This is a genomic window from Psychrobacter cibarius (genome assembly GCF_016107535.1).
In the GTDB taxonomy this organism is placed as follows: domain Bacteria; phylum Pseudomonadota; class Gammaproteobacteria; order Pseudomonadales; family Moraxellaceae; genus Psychrobacter; species Psychrobacter cibarius.
In genome coordinates this window covers 1-20,323 of record NZ_JABASQ010000028.1, presented here as the reverse complement: position 1 = coordinate 20,323, position 20,323 = coordinate 1, and the positions used below count along the sequence as shown (strand labels likewise).

Here is a 20,323-nt window from a genome sequence, read left to right as displayed (position 1 = left end):
AGCTGTCGCGGCGTTACTGTCAGTATAAATCTTCTATAGCGACAAATATATAACTAATAACTAATATTCATAATTAATATTTTAAATCAAAACATTAATTTATGGGTTGATGGGTTCGGTTTTTATTAGTGTCTGTGGTTAAGTACCTATTTATGATAAATGTAACCGTATCAGGAAAACATTTTTTAACTGCATTTACGATATAAGGAAAGCCAATTATGAGCGCATCCAAGCGCGAGGCAACGCGAGCATCTTGGCTGACAGCGTTATTTGCTCGCATAAAGGCTTTAATTGATGGGGAGCTGGCGCATCTGCTGACAGTGAACCGTAGTAAGAGACCGTGGCATATGCCGATTATCGCGGCGATAGCCATCAGTTTCCCTGTGTTTGTGGGCGCTTATTTTGATGCTTTATCGTCAGGTATCAAAGCGTCTTTGGGGGCGATGGTTATTTTGAACATACCTTTAGTGGGCAAGCTGCCGTATCGATTGGTGACGGTGATGGCTTGGGGTTTTGCCATGTCGCTGTGCTTTGCGCTCGGTCTAATTGCTCAGCAAGTCCCGCTATTAAAGCTGCCAATATTTACGCTAATGGCGTTTGGTATTGTGATTTTTGGACGTTATTATCGTCAGCCACCGCCAGCGGGACTGTTTGTGATGATGGCAGGTGCTATTGCGCTATTTATACCGCTGCCTTTGGAAGACATCTTACGTGCAACTGGACTGGTGATGCTTGGCAGTGGCTTTGCTTTAGTGATGGCATTGCTGTATTCGTTGTTTTTATTAGCAACGCGCCCAGCGACGCCGACGCCTACTTATAGCTACGAGCCAGATACCATTACTGAAAGTTTGATTGTCGCCAGTTTTGTCAGTTTAGCCTTGCTCATCGCCGTCACTTTACAGCTGTCCAACCCCTATTGGGCAGCAGTTAGCTGCTTTTTGATTATCCAAGGTATTCATTTGCGTACCATGTGGATTAAGCAAATACATCGTTTACTTGGTACAGTATTGGGCGTGGTTTTGGCGAGTTGGATGTTGTCTTGGGGATTGTCAATATGGGGTGTCGCACTGGCGATACTGACGATGATGCTTTGTATCGAGACGTTGGTGGATCGACATTATGGTTTGGCAGTCATATTTATCACGCCGCTGACGATATTTATTGCAGAATACGGCAGTGGCCTACCGTTTTCTGAGTCCGCCTATCAAGAAGTGATTCGCACGCGCCTTTTTGATACCGTGATTGGCTGCTTGGTGGGTTTGAGCGGCGGACTAGTGATGCATTCAACCAACTTACGCATACCGCTACGGCGTATCGAAAACTGGCTACTGGCGCGCTTTGGCTAATTGATGAATGTCAAACCACCAGTACGTTTGAAATCAAGTATTAAAAAAAGTCGCATGAGCTGAGTTCATGCGACTTTTTTTATGTCAATTTTCGATTAACGACTGTGTAGCGTTTCAGTCGCTTGCACAACATCGATCGTATGACCTGTCCAACGCTCAAAACTTAGCGCTGCTTGCCCGATGAGCATGCCATAGCCGTCCGAGGTCTGTGCGCCACGCGCAGAAAAATGCTGCAAAAACGGCAGCGGGCGTCCATACATCATGTCATAAGCGTAGTCACCGTTTAGCGTGTCGCTTAGTGGTAGCGTATCTGCTGATAAACCAATAGAAGTCGCATTGATGATAATATCAAACTGTCCATTTAATTCAGTCGTGCGACAAGTTTCAATTTGCTGCTCATGAATAGCAGCGCTTGCCGCGCTAAGCTCAGTGACTAACGCTGTTGCCTTGCTCAGCGTGCGATTGGCAATCGTAAGATGTGTGATACCAGCTTCAATCAATGGCAATATCACCCCACGTGCTGCGCCGCCTGCACCAATGAGTGCCACGCGAGCACCATTCAATGGCCAACCCAAACTTACGATGTGATTGACCAGTCCTTGTCCGTCGGTATTATCGCCATACAATGCCTTGGTGATCGGCACGCCATTTTTCACCAGCGCTTTATTTAGTAACAGCGTATTGACTGCGCCTGCAACTTCGGCATGCTCTGATAAACCACCGCGCGCCACGCAGCAGTCATAAGCGATTTGTTTAAAAGGTACAGTCACGTTGGCTCCAACGCCACCACCCTGAAAAAACGCCTCAAGCACCGCGGTAAAACTGGCTACATCATCGGGGCAATATTGGCGTTGATAGCTAATCTCAATGCCCGTCTGCGCTGCAAATAACGTATGAATTTCAGGGGATTTGCTGTGGGCAATGGGATTGCCGATAACGATAAAATGCTGGGTCATAATAGGTCTGCTTGCGATAAGAGGCAAAAATTAATCAGTAGAAGGGCATCGATATACAATCATCATAAGGGATAACGCGATATTTGACAAATCGGTGGTCTAACGAGTAAACACTTGAATAGGTAGGTTTTTTGACAGATTATATCTTTAACAAATCTGTACTGTCTGAGAGCGTTATCCGTAACGTAAAGGGTGGTCAAGTGTTAAGCAGTTGGGTAAACTAGAGAGTATGAAAATTTTATATTGATATTTTGGCAGTTGCATAACCATCAGTAACTGAACTGTCAAAAACCAAGTCATAAGAAACTGACATAACAAACTGAGTCATACAATACCAAGTATAAGAACGCTTGTTTATAAAATATAATGTCCATTATCAGCGGCCTATCTGCCTGCTCGTTAATACTATTTTGAGAATCATCTAAAAGTGTGAGTAAATTGCCCATGTGGAATAATAGCCTACAGACCCTCTTGGTCGGTACGATAATGGCAGTCGGCGTGTCGCTCAGTGGCTGTGATAGCAGTAAAGACGACGCCCAAAACCAAGATGCCGATATGAGCGAGCAAAGCGTCGCTGACGATGCGCTAGTACAGGACAATGCTGCGCCGAACGCCGATTTAGACGGCGCTACTGCTCAGCAAGGTACACAAGTGAAATATGACGTTGCAGGATGGGGCACTAAAAATGTAGCGTCACTGACCGTCGATAATTTAGATGAGATCAAAGCGACTTTTGGTAAGGTCATGAGCACTGACGAGAACAGCCTCGACTATGCCAGTAATCCAGCCGCCAAATATCGTTTTATGGATACCGATGCGCCGTATTTGGATCTGATTGATTCTGAAAAATATCTCGAACTGGGCTGGTACTTTGCCAATCCTACTGACTCTGATAAAGAAAAAGAGATAAGTCAAAACCATGCCGAAAAAGCGCATAAGCTTGCCCGCCAACTGATGGGTGAGGAGGGCGGACAACTGATTTCTGATATGCTTAATGGTCAAATTATCAAAAATAAAGTCATCGGTGGTCAAAAAATAGAACTGGCAAAATGTGAGTTCTACAGTTGTATGTTGGTCATCAATAAATCTGCTGCCCAAACAGATAAGAAGTAAGCTGTGCTCGCTATCATGCCGCTCAATAATTGGCTATGCATACATCCATCAAGTGCTACGACGGATATCTCAGACACAGTATCGCTAGACAATCGTGGGTTGGCATATGGCGATGGATTTTTTACCACGATGGGGGTCATCGATGGGCAGATACTGTGGTTGGCTTATCATCAGCAGCGCCTTGTTTCCCATGCTGAAGCTTTACAACTTGAATTAGACAGTCATTCTGTCATGGCTTTATTGCAGACGCATGCCGAGCAACTACAACAAGGCATGCTGAAACTGATGGTGACTCGCGCCGTGCAAGATGTCCGTGGTTATGGCTATGTGCCAACCACGTCTGGTAGCGCTTGTGAGATTTGGCTAAAATCCTCTGCGATGACCGTTACTACAACTGAGCAATTACGCTTGCCTGATGGGTGCTTAATCCCGATGCAGCCTATCAGTTCTGCCATTTGCCTATCTTCGCAACTTGCCTGCTTACCGCCACCATTAGCAGGACTCAAAAGCCTCAATCGTCTCGACAATGTGCTGGCAAGTGGTGAGTTACAAGTCATCAAAGCCCAAGTATCGGAAGACAATATCAAACCAAGCATCAGTGAGGGGCTGCTACAAGATATGAGTGGTCGTTGGGTTGAAGGTACGATGAGCAATGTATTTTATCAATTATCAGAGCAGCAATCCTCAAAACCCGCAAGCCATTTAGAAATCAATAAAAATGATCCGAATTATTTAGATCAAGGTCAATGGTATACACCTTCGATGGCGAAATCTGGCGTCGCTGGCGTGATGCGGCAAGTCATTATTGATGCTTTGTCTGGTACGGAGCAGCCCGTCATTGTCAGGTCTTTGCAAGAGGAAGATCTACCGCATTTAAGCAAGCTATTCTTTTGCAATGCGCTGCGCGGTGTCATGCCAATGAGCAGTTTGACATTATTATCGGGTGAAATGGTGAGATTTTAAGCGATTCTAATCGTATTTAAAAATATTAAACTTGGTATCAATAAAGTCATCTGCGTACAAAATAACTTCCTCGTTTCGATACATATCTCGCACTTTTGATAGTGCTTCTTGCTCGTTCTCTGCGTTAACTTCTACGATGTTACTTAGCGTTTCAACAATTTCTATCTGAAAAACTATCTTCAATTTCTTATCTATTTTTATCATCACTATTTCCAATATACCCTTATTAAAATTTCTTTAGCATTCATATCCGCTAAGTTAACAAAGGCGCTTAAAAAGAAGTGATCGTCTTTTGTGACAAAGCCTTGTGCGATAAGGAAAATCGATCAATGATAGTGTTTTGATAAGGAGAGATATCCATGGACTACGTCTACGAAGATGAACGAATACCTTTACAAATCCGTCGACTATTAATTTTTGATGAGATTTGCAAATTAGCAAAAAAACAACCTGATGAAATTATTCATTTATCAAGATTCACTGAATTATCGCTCGGTGTTATGTATTTGAAAGACTTTAAAAAGTTTATTGCGTTTGGCGGTGTGTTTGAGTACGCAGAAACAAAAGAAGAAGTTATCGAGCAACGTATTAGAGTTTTCCCTAACGACGAACCAGTAAAACGTGCGCTGACAGTCAACTTAAAACAGTTTACTCAGCCCGCGCGCACAGCTATACAGCTAGTCTGGTATTGGAATAACTATGTTAAAAATAGAATGCATGCTTACGTCGATTATCGAGAAGAGCACTTTTTTAAAATCAATGATGAAATTGATGGAGAGTATCCACCGCATAAGTTTCATGGCCGTTTAGTTGCAACGGCACGTTTACCTTTATGGGACGATAGAGAGGATTTAATTGCAGACGTGTACCGTGATAATGAGGGAAAACCAAGGCCTGAGCGATTCAATGAGAAACGTTTAATATAATTTAAAATACGTAGAAATCAATCGTATCTGATTAAAGATTATTTAGCAGGAGATAAAAATGCGTACTACCTATGAAGAAAAACGAATTCCGCTACAAATCCGCCGATTAATGCTATTTAATGAGATATGTCATAAAGCAAAAAAATATCCTGATGAAGTCGTTCACTTAGCCGGTTATTCGAAGATAGCATTCAATATTGTTTATTCTAAGAAAGATAAAAAGTATACAGCATTTGGTGGGGTATTTAAGTATGCGCATATACGCCAAGAAGTCATAGAACAAGGCGTGGATAAAATACCTCATGATGAACCTGTCATGTGTGCGCTCACAGTAGAAAGTCAAGCTTTTACCAAGGCTTCTCGTACGCCACTAGGATTATTAATAGGCTGGAATAAGCACGTAAGAAATAAGTCTTCTAAATGTATTAGGGATAATATGGACACCTTTTTTAAAGTAAATGATGAGTTGGAGATGGATTATCCTCCGCACAAGTTTTATCAAAGATTGGTGGCAAGCGCCTATTTGCCACTTTGGGATGATAATCAAACTTAATATAGTTTTTGATATTGCCCACGACCAGTAAATTCAATAATACCTCTATCGCGTAATACTTGTAATTGCTGACGAATTTTATCTTTAATGTGATTATTTTCAGGATGTTTACGCTGTAATTTATCAGCAAAAGCATAAACTTGATTGAGAGAAAAGCTGTCTTCTAGTCTATCGATACATTGCCAAACATCTAACGTCCAACCACGTGAAGTCGTAGATTGCGCGCGTAAAAACAAGGTTTTTTGAAATTGCTCGGTGACATTATCGCGTGGTATGACTTGCTGGTTTTTAACCAAAAATACTTTCCCTGATTCGGGCACTTGTCGCAAATCAATATTGCAACCAACCCAACCGGCACGTTTAGCAGTGACTGATAAAGGCTTACGTTTGACAATCATATCAGGCTTAAAAAAATGCTTAGGAATAATCAGGAAGTTGTTAACGCTATATTCTTGAGAATAGGTTAAAAAGAAAAAGTTAGGATTATTGTCGCTACTGATACGCTCAATCATGGTGTCATAAGCGCCGTCATTGATAATGTTGCTTAACTTTGCTTGCTTACTTTTTAGCTCATATTGCTCATTACAATTTGCACAATAAAAGTCAGCGACAGGCTGATTGTTAGTAAATTCCGCCAATGGCTCGGTATTGCAACTAGGGCAGTAACTTTGCTTAGCAACCCAATCTTCACTGAGTACTCTAATGATTTGACTAGGCGACTTGTAATTTTTGGCAAGATTTTGATTAAAATGTAGGTTCATAACCAGTTTTCGTTATTAAAGAAAAGGAAAAACAACAAAAGAAGGTAGAAATATTAGCCCATATTAGCAGGCGTAAATACCAAGATAATTGATAAGCTAAGCAAATACCATTGAAAATCGCACGGTTCAGTGCTAAATTCTAGCAAACTTCTGCCTCGCGAGTTGCCATGAGCAAGCCTACATCTGAAACGCCTCCTGAACGTCCTAATGAAACGCCATCGAATAAACCAGATAGCAGTGTTGAGGAGCGTGTCGATAACACACTACCGGACACGCAACCAGCAGTTGATGGGGTAGAGGAAACGCCAGCGACAGATGTGTCACTCATCAGTGGAGCGGCTAAGCCACGCGAATATAAAGCGGATAATCAATCGTTCTTTATGCAGCGTGGTTATCAAGTGTTGCTAGTGCTGGGGCTTATCGCTGCGTTTTTCTTAGTGATGGTCTATCAGACATTGTTTGGGCGGATTGAGCAGCCAAAGCAAATGGTCACCATTGAGCAGGGTCAGAGCTATTACGGCCTACTGCCGCAGTGGCAACAGCAAATCCCACTGTTTTCTGCCACGATTGCCAAGCTCTATATGAAAACACAAGTCGATGGCCCCTTACATGCTGGTATTTATCAATTACCAGAAAACCCGACCTTTGCTGAAACGCTACATATACTTGGACAAGGGGTAAAAGCATCGATGGTAAAGGTGCAAATCATTGAAGGCAAAACCTCTAAAGATTTATATCAAACATTAAGGGAAAATAAAGGCATCAAAAAAGAGGTGCTGACCGACGATAGTGGCAATGATAGAGACAATGCTGGTATTGCTCAAGCGTTGGATTTGGTCGGTATATTGCCAAATGAAGTGATCAATAGTAACGACCCTATCGTCAATCACAATCTTGAAGGCTGGTTTGCCCCTGACACTTATTATTATGGGGAAGGTAGCACTGATAAGCAGGTACTGACCGATTTATATAAGCGTCAACAGCAAGTATTGACTGAAGCGTGGGAAAATCGTGCGCCCAATTTGCCTTATAAGACGCCTTATGAGGCGTTAGTGATGGCCTCTATTATCGAAAAAGAAACCAGTGTGGCAGAAGAGCGTCCTTTGGTCTCTGCGGTGTTTAGAAATCGTTTAGATAAAGGCATGCGAATGCAGACCGATCCGACCATCATCTATGGTATGGGCAGTCGCTATGAAGGCAACATTCGCCGTAAAGACATTGATGAAAAAACGGCTTATAACACCTATCAAATTGATGGCCTACCGCCAACACCTATCGCGCTACCATCTGCTGCCTCTATCGAAGCGACCTTGCACCCAGCAGATAGTGATGCATTGTACTTTGTAGCGACGGGTAATGGCGGGCACAAATTTACCAATAGCTTGGCGGCGCACAATCAAGCGGTAAAAGAATATCTCGGCGTCATGCGTGAGAAAAAATCACAAACCCCGCCGCAGTAATTTAATCCTCTATCTTTTCTCAAAACCTATCGTGAACTGAGCGTTATGCAACTGTCTACATAAAGACATAACGCTCATCAATGACATAAGGTCATATCATGTCAGCATCTATACAAAACCATGTATCTCAAACAGTCCAGTCGCAAGCAAGTCAGCCCAAAACAAGTCAGCCCAAAGCAAGCAATGACATCAATGATATCGCACTCAATCAAGGGCGCTTTATCAGTTTTGAAGGTACTGAGGGCGTAGGCAAAACGACTGCCATTGAGCAGCTGTGCACACGCTTAGACGATAACAATATTGCGTATCTGCGTACCCGTGAGCCGGGTGGTAGCCTGTTTGCAGAACGTTTGCGCGCGATATTATTGGACCCTGCGACCGATATCAATGATGATACAGAGCTATTGCTACTATTTGCGGCGCGCTGCGACCATATGCAGCAAGTGATTCTGCCAGCGCTACAACGTGGGACGTGGGTAATATGCGATCGTTTTACCGATTCTACCATTGCTTATCAGGGCTTTGGGCGGGCACATGGCAATGCGGTGGTACGAGCCAAAATTGAATCGCTTATCGAGCAGTTTGTGCCGCAACTACCTGAGCTGACATTATGGCTGGATTTGCCCGTATTAGAAGGCATGACACGCGCTAATAAACGTAGCGCCGCTGATAGATTTGAGCAGCAAGCGACCGAATTTTTTACTTGGGTGCATAAAGGCTTTAACACGCTGGCGACTCAGCACCCCGAACGGATACAGCGCATTGACGCATCAGGCAGCGCCGATGAGGTGAGCGCGCGAGTATGGCAGGCGGTACAAGGCAGATTTGATGTTTCGTAACGGATTTTATAAAGCCATCACCTAGCCAAATAAAAAGCCCCAACATTGCGTTGGGGCTTTCGTGTTTTATAAACTGTTATATTCTATAAAGTATCAAAACAGTCATCAAGACATTGTCAAAACTGTGTTAAAAAAAAGCTGTGGCAACGATTATTTATCCTGTGTATTCACCGCTTTATTATTTGAAATTTCTTGAACATTGTCTTTAGTGACATCGCCTTTAGTAATATCGACATCAGAGCTTGCATTGGTTGTATTATCTTGACCAGAGTCGGGTAAACGATTTGGATCAAGCGCGCCCTTCTTGGTTTTAGGTGCGTTGCCATTACCATTCGTACTACTATTGTTAGACACCTTATTTTTAGGAATTGCCTTCGAAGTCGCTGTCGAGTTGGCTGACATGACGCCTTTATTAACGACGTCAATAGACTCATCTTTTGACGCTATCACTTTGTCATTTAAGGTGTCTGGCGTGGTTTTAGTTTCAGCATTGCTGCTCGAATGGTTTGATACCTCAGTATGTGCATTTTGCTCAGTGATTGCCTGCTCAGCAATTGTTTCTTTAGCGCTGTCGCTATCAGTGGCAATGGATTGTTCTGTTGCATCAACATTATCATCGCTCAGCGCTTTTTCTTTACGCTTTTCAGGTGCTTTTGAGCTGGACTCAAAGTTAGCATCAGCTGCCAGTCGCGCCTGCTCTTGTTTAGGTGTCACGTCGACAGGTTTTGGCTGTACTTCATCTTCCACTACCAGTGAGATGAGCTTGCGATCGCGTGGCACGATGCCATCAAACTTATCGGTAATGACGTGTAGCTTGCCTTCTTTGTCGATTGTATACAGCGGCACGAATTGCTTATTGTCGGCTTTGTATTGCTCAAAGCTGTAGCTGTCAGTAATGTTGGTAATCTTGATACGGGCTTTTTTTGACAGCATACTGGCAAGCTTGGTATAAGTGACATCTTTGCCAAACAGCCACTGCGAGTGGAAGTTGCCTTGCTTATCATCGCGCTCGCTTTTGACCTTTTCGTCGCTGAACTTGAGACGGTACAATTTGCGCTCACCAAATTCATGACGATAATGAATCTCAGATAAGGTATTCATCTCTTTGTCCATACTCATTGCAAACAGCCGACCGATACCGATCAGGTCAAGATGATGATCGGCATGATCAGAGATGGGATTGCCAAAATAAGTACGCAGACCACTCATGCGTGCGCGGGCAATATTGGTATAGTTGTTGTGTGCGACGATGACATCAAAGCCCTGATCTTTTAGAGAAGTCGCTACCAAAAGGGCAATGGGATTTGAGCCGACGATAAGAATACCATTGGTCTCAGGCTCACGGACACCCAGCAAGTTGCCGACTATTTTCGCCCCCAAGCCCTGAATCATAACCGTGCCAATAATGACCATGAATACTAAGGGCACAAGCAGTTCAACACCTTGAATATCATACTCTTGCAGACGAATAGCAAACAGTGATGAGATGGCTGCAGCGACGATACCACGTGGCCCAATCCAACTAATCATCAGCTTTTCATTGGTCTTTAAGTTTGAGCCAATAGACGATGCCCAAACGGATAAGGGTCGCGCCACAAACATGACGATAGCAAGTAACACCAGACCTGCGAAACCAACGCTAAGTAAGCTTTCCAGCTCTACACGTGCTGCAAGGATAATAAACAGCACAGAGATAAGAAGGATGGTTAAAGATTCATTGAACTCTAAAATCGTATCGCGTGGGAATTTTGGCCAATTCGCCAATGCCACGCCCAACACGGTGACTGTCAATAGCCCAGACTCATGCTCTAAATGGTTCGATACTGAAAATAATACCAAGACAAAGGCGAGCGTAAAGACATTGCGTAAAAATTCAGGAATCATATGCCGACGCATCAAGAAGGCAAGCAGCCAAGCGCCTGCCATACCCATCGCTGTGGCTAATACCACGATTTTAGCAAACAATAAGATACTGCTGGCTTCGCCGCCTGAGATGATGTATTCATAGACCAAAACCACGGCAATAGCGCCGATTGGGTCAATGATGATACCTTCCCATTTGAGGATATTAGAGATCGTCTTATTAGGACGCACACTACGTAATAGCGGCATAATCACCGTTGGACCCGTTACGCACACGAGCGCACCGAACAGCAAAGCAATCAGTGGATCGACATCGAATAAGAGATAAGTCGATAACGCCACGATAGCAATGGTGATAAGTACACCGACCGACACCAGCATTTGCACCACGGTGCCATGCTGTTTAATCTCGTCAAACTCTAACGTCAGCGAGCCTTCAAATAGGATAATCGCCACGCCCAAAGAGATGAAGGGGAACATCAGCTCTCCCAGCACCAAGTCAGGATCGAAGACTCCCAGCACTGGGCCCACGATAATGCCAATCAGTAATAAAAATAAAATGGACGGTTGCTTTAAATACCAAGCCAACCATTGGGCAGCAATGCCAATCCCAACCACGCCAGATAATAATAGGGCGGTATCCATAAATTGATCCTTTTATAATCTTGTCGTATTTTATAGCTATCAACCGCTTTTTTAGAGTAGCGGCTGCCAGTAGTATAGTAATAAGTTGACGCTACTCGCTATAGAGACACATCTCTATAAAACGTAAGCGACGACAATGGTATCCATCATGAATCACAACATGAGCCAGATATGATATAACTACTATAGAGTAGTAAAGACAAAAGCATTGCTAGAAAAAATCGTCAATCTCATATAAATCGTATATGGCATCACGCTTGCTCAGTCTATTATTGATAGTACTGTCACGCGACTTTTTTTATCCATTTATCTTGAATTGACCATCGCATTATTCTAGTGATGCAAAAGATGAAAAATAAGGGTGATAATAGCCAGCTTTATAAAACAATAGTCAATAATGATTATTTATAGACTTTAGTTTGCTTAAATATTTATTTGGCTTGCTATCATAACATGCTTTTATTTCATGCTGAGCAAGGCCGTATCTAGCACGATATCAGTAGGCAGCGGTAAAAATATACAATAACTGAGTCAAATAATCGCGCCTTGGGTTATCCTACATGATCGGAATAATGACAAAATAGCACGATGACTTATCATACAGTAGCCGTCTTTATCATGCACCTAGCGAGGATTATCATTGTTTTGGGGTGTTTATATAAGGAAAGGTGAATGGTCGATGGCATAAGGGTATAAAAAACAGTAATCTAATAAACGACTAGATGGCGACTAAAAAGGTTGGCCGCCATAACATTCAGTGCCGATGCAACGTTTGTCATATACGGACTTGGTTAAAATTAAAACATCGTATACACGTCACTAGCGATAGTAGCCTAAACATAACCATTAAAAATAACAACGATTACTTATATGGAGGACAACATGCCTATCAATACGCTTACATCGCAATCTAAGTTTTATGTGCCGCATTGGTTAAAACGTAGTGCGCTGGTGCTTGCTGTCAGTACCTCGATGGTTGCTGGCGTCACTGCCACCGCCATGGCGAGCGCTCAAGCTGTCGTCACCACGGCGGATTTTTCTGAATTAGTACAGCAAGTTACCCCAGCCGTTGCCCGCGTAAATGTCACCAAGACCGTCAGCGAGGCTGAGCTTGCCCAAGCCCAAACAGCCGAATTGTTGCGGCAGTTCTTTGGTGATCGTTTACGTATTCCTGATCAGGCTGCCACGCCAGCAATTGAGCATGCTTATGGCACGGCCTTTTTTGTCACCGCCGATGGTTATATGCTAACCAACCATCATGTGGTGGAGGGCGCTGATAAAATCACTGTTACTCTTAACGATAGAACGGAGCTTGATGCAACCTTGGTTGGTAGTGATGAGCGCTCTGATGTGGCTGTACTAAAAGTCTCGGGCAACCAATTTCCCGCTTTGCCTATCGGCGACTCAAATGCTCTGAAAGTAGGGGAACCAGTGCTAGCCATTGGTTCGCCATTTGGTTTTGATTACTCAGCATCGGCGGGCATTGTCAGTGCTAAATCACGCAGTTTTTCACGCGATACCAGCGTGCCATTTATCCAAACAGACGTGGCATTGAACCCTGGTAACTCAGGCGGTCCACTATTTAATCAGCGCGGTGAAGTGATTGGTATTAATTCGCGTATCTTTAGTGGTACAGGTGGTTACATGGGTCTGTCGTTTTCCATTCCGATTGATGCGGCGATGGATATTTACGAGCAGCTAAAAACCGATGGCGAAGTGGTACGTGCTTATTTAGGTATTTATCCGCAAGACATCGATCGCAATTTAGCAGAAGCTTATAACCTAGATCGTCCTCAAGGTGCACTACTGACAAGAGTATCACCAGACTCACCTGCACAAAAAGCTGGTCTAAAACCTGGCGATATCATTTTGCAATATAATGAAGTGCAAATTATGCGCGCCTCAGATTTATTAAACTTGCTCAATCGTGCCAAACCGAGCGATAGCTTCCGCGCACAGATTCAGCGTAACGGTAAGCAGATGACCATCAGCGGCAAACTCACTTATGCGCCCAATGATGTGAGAGCACAAGGCGGCGATCAGCAGAATGATGAGGTGCAGTTAGGCTTGCGTTTACGTAACTTGACCGCTGATGAGCAAGCAGAAATCGCAGTGGATAATAAGACGGGCATTTTGGTTACCACAGTTGACCCAACGGGATTGGCGGCGCGCTCAGGTCTATTGGCAGGTGATGTGATTACCAATTTCCACCAAAAGCCAATTAAAAAGGTCACGGATTTTTCAAGCGCCATCTCATCATTGCCCAAAAAAGGCGTAGTGACCATTGAAATTATCCGCCAAGGTATTCCCGCGATTATTGGTTTACGTATTGAGTAAGCCTTGATAGCTTAGTAGGGGTAATGGGTAATGGGTAATGGGTGTTCGGGGCAGCAATTGAGCATGGCATAACAGACGCGTCAATAATTCTACTTGTCTATGATAGAGCTCGACCCCTATAATGGCTGATTTTTTTACCCATGATTCAAAAAGCTCCAACACTGTCACTAACTTATTCATTGAGCGATTTATTTATCGCTCTATACGTTCTAATATAGGGTAAGCCAGTTGCTAGGCTCATACCCTTCCGTAACCATCAGGTAATTATGACTGACCATGCTCTTTATATCCTAAGTATCTCTACGACAGCAGTATTGCTTGCGTATATTGTACTGTGGTCAGGATTACAAACGTTCAATGCCAATCCTACCAAACGTTTTATGCGTATTTGGTTGAAGTTGGCACTATATTATGCTGCCTATACTATGCCCGTTTGGGCTTTGCTGTTGGTGATAGGTTGGTCGCAAGAAATGTTGCCGATACTGCCGCAGCTATCACTGACACTCGTGCTAGTGGCCGTATTTGCAATGGGGTTCTATTTTTATACCGTGGTGATACAACCCAATCGTTTACGTTTAGATCATCATGCAATCGACTTAGATTTATCCACACCGCTGACGGTTGCCGTATTGGCTGATTTACGCATAGGCTTGTATAGCGGCAAGCCGCGTCATATTCGTAAACTGGTTGCTACCATCAATGCGTTACCAGCAGATGCGGTGCTGATTACAGGCGACTGGTTATATTATCCAAGTGCTGATTTAGTGGGTCAGCTCATGTTGTTTAAAGGGGTTAATAAGCCTATTTATACAGTGATGAGTACCTCAGACTTGCGTTATCAATCGATTAATACGACTAAGCAAGGACAGCCGTTATTAGAAGATACGTTGTCCAGTGCCTTTGATGTGCTTGATATCAGCTATATTGGTCAACAGTGTACCTCGCTGCCACTTAAATGTACTAGGGCTACTAATGCGCTTCCAGTAATGCCCAGTGCGAGTTATTCTAAAAATAATAAAGAGGGTTTTAGACAGCAAAATTTGGAAAATAGCCCAACCGTCGCCGTGCTTTGCGGCTGGCAAGATGTTCCTAAACAGTTTGCTGATATTGAAGAGGCAAATGCGTCTGATAAAGCCGCGCTTGGTGCTGAAATTGCTAATACCACGAAGCCCGTCATCATCTTGGCTTCACGATTTGATAGTATTAGCGATTTGCCAAAATCCTTACAGCCACGACCACTATTGATTACTGGTGCAGCAAAGGCGATTCAAAAAAATATATGGTTGGCACAAAAACAAAAAAATATCGCACGTAGTAGCGAGCAGTCAACCCTGTTGAATAATAGCCGCATGGGTAAGCAGCGGGGTTTATACCAACATGGCAGTGCGCAGATATTTGTCAGTAGCGGTATTGGTACACGAGGGTTGCCTTTTCGCTTGTATCGCCCCACTATCGATGTGTTGACGATTCGTTAACATGACTCAAAAGACTTATCAGCGCTGATTCATTGCGCTAAACTGAGAGTTGAATAATAAGGCTGTTGGTTTGTAGGTTGTAACGGCATGTCAGCAATTCAATTGATTGAACGTTAATTGATTGATAGCGGTCAAATCAAAATATGCTACACTAGCAGGCGTTTTTATTATTCTATTTTTAGTATTAAATAAGCGTTGTCGGTCATTGGCAAAAATAAGGCCAAGACGATTTTTAGCATCTATATTGCGAACGCTTTTATCATAGAAAAAGATTGATCATAAAAAATACTCAGCATTAATATCAAGCAAGATATTGCCAATGGCGCCTATGAATGTACACAATATGAGTACAGGCGTAGACGTAATCATTGACACTTGCCAACGACCTATCATGTGACAGCTTTGAAAAAAGCTAGGATAATACAGTAAGGCACGGTTATGAGCACAGCATACGACGAGATCAAAACCCGACTACAAGGCTCAATGGTAGCCTTGGTAACGCCCATGCATCCTGACGGCACGGTCGATTATAAACGTCTGGCGGATCTCATAGATTGGCAGATTGAGCAAGGCACACATTGCCTCGTTGCCGTTGGTACTACTGGCGAGTCAGCGACCCTATCTATGCAAGAGCACAGCGATGTTATCCGCTACTTTGTTCAGCATGTCAAAGGTCGTGTACCAGTGATTGCTGGCACAGGTGCCAATAATACGATGGAAGCCATTAAGCTGACCCAAGATGCTGCCGACGCTGGTGCAGATTGTGCGCTATTGGTTGCGCCTTATTATAACAAGCCGCCACAAGAAGGCTTATACCAACATTATAAGGCTATCGCGCGCGCGGTGAATATCCCGCAGATGCTTTATAATGTGCCAGGACGTACGGTCGTTGATATTGCACAAGAGACCGTAGAACGTCTGGCTGATATCGATAATATCGTTGCGATTAAAGATGCCACAGGCTCTATCGCTCGCGGTGAGCAATTGATCAAAGCAGTGGGCGATAGAATCGTCGTGCTCTCTGGCGATGACGGTACGGCGCTTGATTTGATGCAATTCGGTGGTAAAGGTAATATCTCAGTCACTGCCAACGTCGCCCCAAAAGCGATGAGCGAGACTTTTACAGCGGCGCTTCGTGGTGATTTTGATGCGGCTCATAAAGTCCATGATGTGGTCAAGCATTTACACCGTGACTTATTTATTGAGTCAAGTCCTATCCCAGCAAAATATGCGCTTCATAAAATGGGCATGATAGATACTGGTATTCGTCTGCCTTTGGTATGGTTGGCTGAACAACATCATGCCACTATTGATGAAGCCTTGGTGCGTGCGAACTTATTATAAAATGATGCGTGTAAATGCTAACTCAGAGAGATAATATGATGAAAACATCATCACCGACTGCAAAAATATTTCCTGCGCTGCTGACCTTAATATTGGGAAGCACCTTAGTATTGAGCGGTTGCCAAAGTGCTAAAAACTTACTTGGTAAGCGTGACAATGGTAGCTTAGAATATCAGCAAAGCAAGAAGCTTGTGCCAATAGAGCTGCCTGCTAACAAAGAACCAGCGCCTTTTGTACCTTTGTACGCAACTCCTAATGCTGGTGCAAATACGCTGAAATTACAGAACGAATCAGGTAATCAGTACCAGCTACCGAAGCCTGAGCGCGCTGTCAGTAGTCCTTCGAATTAAAGCTATTCCCTTATTTATACCGCTGACATTTTACAGTGATTAATGTAAATATTATTCATTCTGTCATACAAAAATCAGCGGTCGCTGCGCGTTTTTACCACATAAGCTTGAACGAACAGGAACTCCCATAATGCAAAAGCAACAACTGCTGTATAAAGGCAAAGCCAAATCTGTCTATGAAACTGAAGATAATGATCTTTTGATTCTACATTTCCGTGATGATACTTCAGCGCTTGATGGTAAGCGTATTGAACAGTTAGCACGCAAAGGTGTCGTTAATAATCGTTTTAATGCATTCATCATGCAAAAGCTGGCTGATGCTGGTATCGAAACGCATTTTGAAAAGCAATTGTCTGAAGATGAAGTATTGGTCAAGCGTTTAGAGATGATTCCAGTTGAGTGCGTGGTTCGTAACTTTGCTGCTGGCAGCTTGGTTCGTCGTTTGGGCTTAGAAGAAGGGCAAGCATTGACGCCGCCTACTTATGAATTGTTTTATAAAGATGATGCACTGGGTGATCCAATGGTCAATGAGTCACTTGCTGTGTCTCTTGGCTGGGCAACCGAAGCACAACTGGCAAGAATGGAAGAGTTGACTCATCAAGTAAATGAAGTGTTAAAGGCGTTATTTGAAGCAGGTGATTTGATACTAGTTGATTTCAAACTAGAATTTGGTGTGTTCCATGACCGTATCGTCTTAGGGGATGAGTTTTCACCAGATGGCTGCCGTATTTGGGATAAGACGACTAAGAAGAAGCTGGATAAAGACCGCTTCCGTCAATCATTAGGCGATGTCATTGAAGCTTATGAAGAAGTGGCTAGACGTATTGGTGTGCCATTAAGCTAGATGTTTGATTGGCACTGCATTGCAGATCAATCTTTAGCGTAAAAAAACTGAGCCATGCGCTCAGTTTTTTTGGCTTAAATTTTCTACCTATTCGATTATAAAAAAGCCAACACCCGCTTACGCAAGTATTGACTCATTTTTTAATTTATTTAATTACAGAGGATTTTGTGCAAAGTATCGTTCTAAATTATTGGTTTCATTATTAGGACGAGGCTTACGCATACCCTGAGAAATACCATTATAAAGCTGATTGCTTGGTGCTAAATGGAATTTATTGAGATTTGGATCCATATACGGCAATTGCTGCTTGCGCTGGAAATATTGATGCAGCTGCAGGTTAATTGATTGCATACCGTAGCTTGAGTTTGCCCAAGCGCTGTTATGACTGCCCCAGTGATGACCAAACTCATGGCCAATAACACCGATATCGGCATTGAAATAATGTGAATAAAAGTACCAAGTATCGATACCGAGTATATCGCCACCACCCAAACCGCCACCGATGGTGGTGATACCCAAGCGAATATCGCCACGGTTCATGATCTCATTAAAGTAGCGACTATACTCTTTGTCGGTATAAAATCCGCCGTCACCAACAACTCTTCCTGCGTTACCGAAAAAGTCATTCCCCATAATTTTTTTCTGATCAAACCAGACATGTTCAAATTCTGGACTACTTATAATGTAGGCAAAATTTGTCATCATAATGACCCATTCACGTGCATAAATAGGGTTGATTTTTTCCCACTGCCCATCATTTCGGGAGTATTTACCAAAATAAATACCCCATTTGGGTTTAATGTTAGCGAGCTTTTGTACTAATAAATCTGTTTTCGACGTTACTTTAATATCGAACAAATCAGCAGGGAGTTGTTTAAAATTGTTTAAGCCTTCTAGCTGAATGGAGCCTGTACCATCAACTAAAGGGAAATAATTTTGATCACTAATGCCCAAATTCAGCTTAGTCTGACTAAAGGGCTGTAGATTATCTAGATGCGCTAAAGTAAACCATTGACCAGAGCCTTTTAATCTAGCTTGAATATCTAAATCGTTAACCGCAGCGGCACTGTAACTTTCAACTGAAATAGTGTTGTCTGCAACAGTAGCAGATAAAATACGGTCGATTTTAAAGTAGCGTAAGTCACGGTTGGTTAAGGTTTCCCAATCTTCGCCATCTTGTAACATATAGGTTTGGCTCAACGCTGTAGCCTGCTGTAACTCAGGAATAGTACCAGTTAGAGTCGACTGATATTGTTGAATGCGCTGCAATGGCAATATCGTCACTTTTCCATTACTTAGCTGGAAAACCTTCTCTTTATTGACTACCATATCCGTCGCTTTACCTAGATTAGCATTGTCGCCACTGCCTTCTAAACGATAGCCTCTAAAACTCTCTAACGCTTGCGGCAAGAAGTTTTGATCATTTTTTAATTCTTTTTGATCGAAGCTTTCTACATGGCCACTATTACGTGAACCATAGAATAAGCCATCGTCGGCAGTATTAAAGATATTAATACCTGGATTGGTTTGTTTTAAAGGAGTGATAGCGTTTCCAGTTGCCCCTTGCTGAATAGTAGAGACGTCATAAATATAAACTTGGCCATTATTGAAACTGGCATAGAGCAAATCACCAACTGTCTCTAGTCTTACCGTACAGTCAATAGTGCCACAATTTGGTAAAGCTAAACGCGCATGTTTGTTAGCTCTTAGATTGTTACTTGGTACAATATCACTTTGTTTCCAAACGTTAATCCGATTATGCGTATCAGCTACAAACACATACTGATCATTCGCAGCGACAGAAAGTGGATGGACAATCGCGAAATTCTCTTGATCCCCAGCCCATGAACCTGTACCCAAAGCCATTATGAACTTCGGCTCGCCGCTAGATATATCGATAATATCAACCCGATTAGAAGATAGAGAGGCGCTATATAAACGATCCTGATAGATACTGATATCTGTTAGTCTATTCCATATCTGCCCGATACCCTGCATTTTCTCTGGCTGAATGGTAGGTAATACAGCTTTGTTATTTAAGTCATAACGCAGAATTTTAGCGGTTCCACTATCATTACCGATATATAAAATATCATTCTTAGTTGCTAGTGCTTTAGGGTTCCAGCTTTCTAAGCCAAAACTCTCTTTTTTTAGCTCAGTTGCGCCATCTGAAAAACGCAACTCTTGAATCAGCTTACGCTGCGCTGGTGCTGGTAGAATGACTGTGGGCGGAACGATTTCTGGTCTAGGCAGTGGAAATATAATTTCTGGTTTCACTACTGGTGGCACATATGGTGGCGGATCAATAGGCAGAATCACTGTCGGTGGAATGATTTCCGAAGTAGTCGGTTTGCTTGGCTCAAGCGGGGTTGCCGGAATACTGGTTTCTGGCTTAACTTCTGGCTTAACTTCTGGCTTAACTTCTGGCTTAACTTCTGGCTTAACTTCTGGCTTAACTTCTGGCTTAATTTCTGGCTTAACTTCTGGCTTAACTTCTGGCTTAACTTCTGGCTTAACTTCTGGCTTAACTTCTGGCTTAACTTCTGGC

17 protein-coding genes are annotated in these 20,323 nt (G+C 43.1%); 12 read left to right on the top strand and 5 right to left on the bottom strand.

All coding sequences use genetic code 11. From position 1 onward, the window contains the following. Window positions 1-218 precede the first annotated feature (218 nt). The gene (locus JFC08_RS12260) at window positions 219-1,346 is read left to right on the top strand and encodes an FUSC family protein (protein ID WP_198330904.1); all 1,128 of its coding nucleotides are present in this window, start codon (window positions 219-221) and stop codon (window positions 1,344-1,346) included. Between the two features lie 95 nt (window positions 1,347-1,441). Here the strand turns inward: JFC08_RS12260 and aroE are convergent, their stop codons facing one another. After that, a complete protein-coding gene (gene aroE / locus JFC08_RS12255; protein WP_198330903.1) occupies window positions 1,442-2,302 on the bottom strand; it encodes a shikimate dehydrogenase in 861 nt (286 codons plus the stop codon). Window positions 2,303-2,746: 444 nt separating this feature from the next. Between aroE and JFC08_RS12250 the strand changes: the two genes are divergently transcribed. Both JFC08_RS12250 and JFC08_RS12245 read left to right on the top strand, forming a co-directional pair. After that, window positions 2,747-3,415, top strand: a complete 669-nt coding sequence (locus tag JFC08_RS12250; RefSeq protein ID WP_198330902.1) for a hypothetical protein — start codon at window positions 2,747-2,749, stop codon at window positions 3,413-3,415. 3 nt (window positions 3,416-3,418) lie between these two features. Beyond that, complete coding sequence (locus JFC08_RS12245) at window positions 3,419-4,378, top strand: aminotransferase class IV (RefSeq protein WP_227685484.1); 960 nt, start codon at window positions 3,419-3,421, stop codon at window positions 4,376-4,378. A 6-nt stretch (window positions 4,379-4,384) separates the two neighbouring features. Here the strand turns inward: JFC08_RS12245 and JFC08_RS12240 are convergent, their stop codons facing one another. Next, window positions 4,385-4,582: a DpnD/PcfM family protein gene (locus JFC08_RS12240; RefSeq protein ID WP_227685483.1), complete on the bottom strand. Its 198-nt coding sequence runs from the start codon at window positions 4,580-4,582 to the stop codon at window positions 4,385-4,387. 155 nt (window positions 4,583-4,737) lie between these two features. On the opposite strand from JFC08_RS12240, the gene JFC08_RS12235 reads away from it, so the two are divergent. Both JFC08_RS12235 and JFC08_RS12230 read left to right on the top strand, forming a co-directional pair. Continuing rightward, window positions 4,738-5,304 (top strand): hypothetical protein, encoded by a 567-nt coding sequence (locus JFC08_RS12235; protein WP_087813851.1) that lies wholly within the window; start codon window positions 4,738-4,740, stop codon window positions 5,302-5,304. A 58-nt stretch (window positions 5,305-5,362) separates the two neighbouring features. After that, window positions 5,363-5,857: a hypothetical protein gene (locus JFC08_RS12230; protein WP_087813850.1), complete on the top strand. Its 495-nt coding sequence runs from the start codon at window positions 5,363-5,365 to the stop codon at window positions 5,855-5,857. On the opposite strand, the gene JFC08_RS12225 is transcribed toward JFC08_RS12230, so the two are convergent. Then, complete coding sequence (locus JFC08_RS12225; protein ID WP_198330901.1) at window positions 5,854-6,618, bottom strand: DpnI domain-containing protein; 765 nt, start codon at window positions 6,616-6,618, stop codon at window positions 5,854-5,856. The genes JFC08_RS12230 and JFC08_RS12225 overlap by 4 nt on opposite strands. 167 nt (window positions 6,619-6,785) lie before the next feature. Between JFC08_RS12225 and mltG the strand changes: the two genes are divergently transcribed. Both mltG and tmk read left to right on the top strand, forming a co-directional pair. Beyond that, on the top strand, window positions 6,786-8,078 hold the full coding sequence (mltG, locus tag JFC08_RS12220; protein WP_198330900.1) for an endolytic transglycosylase MltG: 1,293 nt from the start codon (window positions 6,786-6,788) through the stop codon (window positions 8,076-8,078). Between the two features lie 98 nt (window positions 8,079-8,176). After that, window positions 8,177-8,917: a dTMP kinase gene (tmk, locus tag JFC08_RS12215; RefSeq protein ID WP_198330899.1), complete on the top strand. Its 741-nt coding sequence runs from the start codon at window positions 8,177-8,179 to the stop codon at window positions 8,915-8,917. Between the two features lie 150 nt (window positions 8,918-9,067). Here tmk and JFC08_RS12210 read toward each other — a convergent pair whose 3' ends face one another. Next, the gene (locus tag JFC08_RS12210) at window positions 9,068-11,425 is read right to left on the bottom strand and encodes a cation:proton antiporter (protein WP_227697767.1); all 2,358 of its coding nucleotides are present in this window, start codon (window positions 11,423-11,425) and stop codon (window positions 9,068-9,070) included. A 972-nt stretch (window positions 11,426-12,397) separates the two neighbouring features. Here JFC08_RS12210 and JFC08_RS12205 point away from each other — a divergent pair. The 5 genes from JFC08_RS12205 (at window position 12,398) to purC (ending at window position 17,775) form a co-directional block, all read left to right on the top strand. Then, a complete protein-coding gene (locus tag JFC08_RS12205) occupies window positions 12,398-13,762 on the top strand; it encodes a Do family serine endopeptidase (protein ID WP_372859934.1) in 1,365 nt (454 codons plus the stop codon). Between the two features lie 266 nt (window positions 13,763-14,028). Then, window positions 14,029-15,237, top strand: coding sequence for a metallophosphoesterase family protein (locus JFC08_RS12200; RefSeq protein WP_198330898.1), 1,209 nt, complete (start codon window positions 14,029-14,031; stop codon window positions 15,235-15,237). A gap of 438 nt (window positions 15,238-15,675) precedes the next feature. Next, complete coding sequence (dapA, locus tag JFC08_RS12195; protein ID WP_060490249.1) at window positions 15,676-16,581, top strand: 4-hydroxy-tetrahydrodipicolinate synthase; 906 nt, start codon at window positions 15,676-15,678, stop codon at window positions 16,579-16,581. 35 nt (window positions 16,582-16,616) lie between these two features. After that, window positions 16,617-16,931: a hypothetical protein gene (locus JFC08_RS12190; protein ID WP_227685480.1), complete on the top strand. Its 315-nt coding sequence runs from the start codon at window positions 16,617-16,619 to the stop codon at window positions 16,929-16,931. Window positions 16,932-17,061: 130 nt separating this feature from the next. Further along, window positions 17,062-17,775 (top strand): phosphoribosylaminoimidazolesuccinocarboxamide synthase, encoded by a 714-nt coding sequence (gene purC, locus JFC08_RS12185; RefSeq protein ID WP_198330896.1) that lies wholly within the window; start codon window positions 17,062-17,064, stop codon window positions 17,773-17,775. A 153-nt stretch (window positions 17,776-17,928) separates the two neighbouring features. On the opposite strand, the gene JFC08_RS13805 is transcribed toward purC, so the two are convergent. After that, window positions 17,929-20,323, bottom strand: a 2,395-nt coding sequence (locus JFC08_RS13805) for an LVIVD repeat-containing protein (protein ID WP_227697766.1), incomplete at its 5' end; no start/stop codon positions are given.

Excerpts from the sequence above, each read along its gene's own strand:
- JFC08_RS12260 (WP_198330904.1), top strand. The coding sequence starts at position 219 with ATGAGCGCATCCAAGCGCGAGGCAACGCGAGCATCTTGGCTGACAGCG.
- aroE (WP_198330903.1), bottom strand. The coding sequence starts at position 2,302 with ATGACCCAGCATTTTATCGTTATCGGCAATCCCATTGCCCACAGCAAA.
- JFC08_RS12250 (WP_198330902.1), top strand. The coding sequence starts at position 2,747 with ATGTGGAATAATAGCCTACAGACCCTCTTGGTCGGTACGATAATGGCA.
- JFC08_RS12240 (WP_227685483.1), bottom strand. The coding sequence starts at position 4,582 with ATGATAAAAATAGATAAGAAATTGAAGATAGTTTTTCAGATAGAAATT.
- JFC08_RS12235 (WP_087813851.1), top strand. The coding sequence starts at position 4,738 with ATGGACTACGTCTACGAAGATGAACGAATACCTTTACAAATCCGTCGA.
- JFC08_RS12230 (WP_087813850.1), top strand. The coding sequence starts at position 5,363 with ATGCGTACTACCTATGAAGAAAAACGAATTCCGCTACAAATCCGCCGA.
- JFC08_RS12225 (WP_198330901.1), bottom strand. The coding sequence starts at position 6,618 with ATGAACCTACATTTTAATCAAAATCTTGCCAAAAATTACAAGTCGCCT.
- mltG (WP_198330900.1), top strand. The coding sequence starts at position 6,786 with ATGAGCAAGCCTACATCTGAAACGCCTCCTGAACGTCCTAATGAAACG.
- tmk (WP_198330899.1), top strand. The coding sequence starts at position 8,177 with ATGTCAGCATCTATACAAAACCATGTATCTCAAACAGTCCAGTCGCAA.
- JFC08_RS12210 (WP_227697767.1), bottom strand. The coding sequence starts at position 11,425 with ATGGATACCGCCCTATTATTATCTGGCGTGGTTGGGATTGGCATTGCT.
- JFC08_RS12205 (WP_372859934.1), top strand. The coding sequence starts at position 12,398 with ATGGTTGCTGGCGTCACTGCCACCGCCATGGCGAGCGCTCAAGCTGTC.
- JFC08_RS12200 (WP_198330898.1), top strand. The coding sequence starts at position 14,029 with ATGACTGACCATGCTCTTTATATCCTAAGTATCTCTACGACAGCAGTA.
- dapA (WP_060490249.1), top strand. The coding sequence starts at position 15,676 with ATGAGCACAGCATACGACGAGATCAAAACCCGACTACAAGGCTCAATG.
- JFC08_RS12190 (WP_227685480.1), top strand. The coding sequence starts at position 16,617 with ATGATGAAAACATCATCACCGACTGCAAAAATATTTCCTGCGCTGCTG.
- purC (WP_198330896.1), top strand. The coding sequence starts at position 17,062 with ATGCAAAAGCAACAACTGCTGTATAAAGGCAAAGCCAAATCTGTCTAT.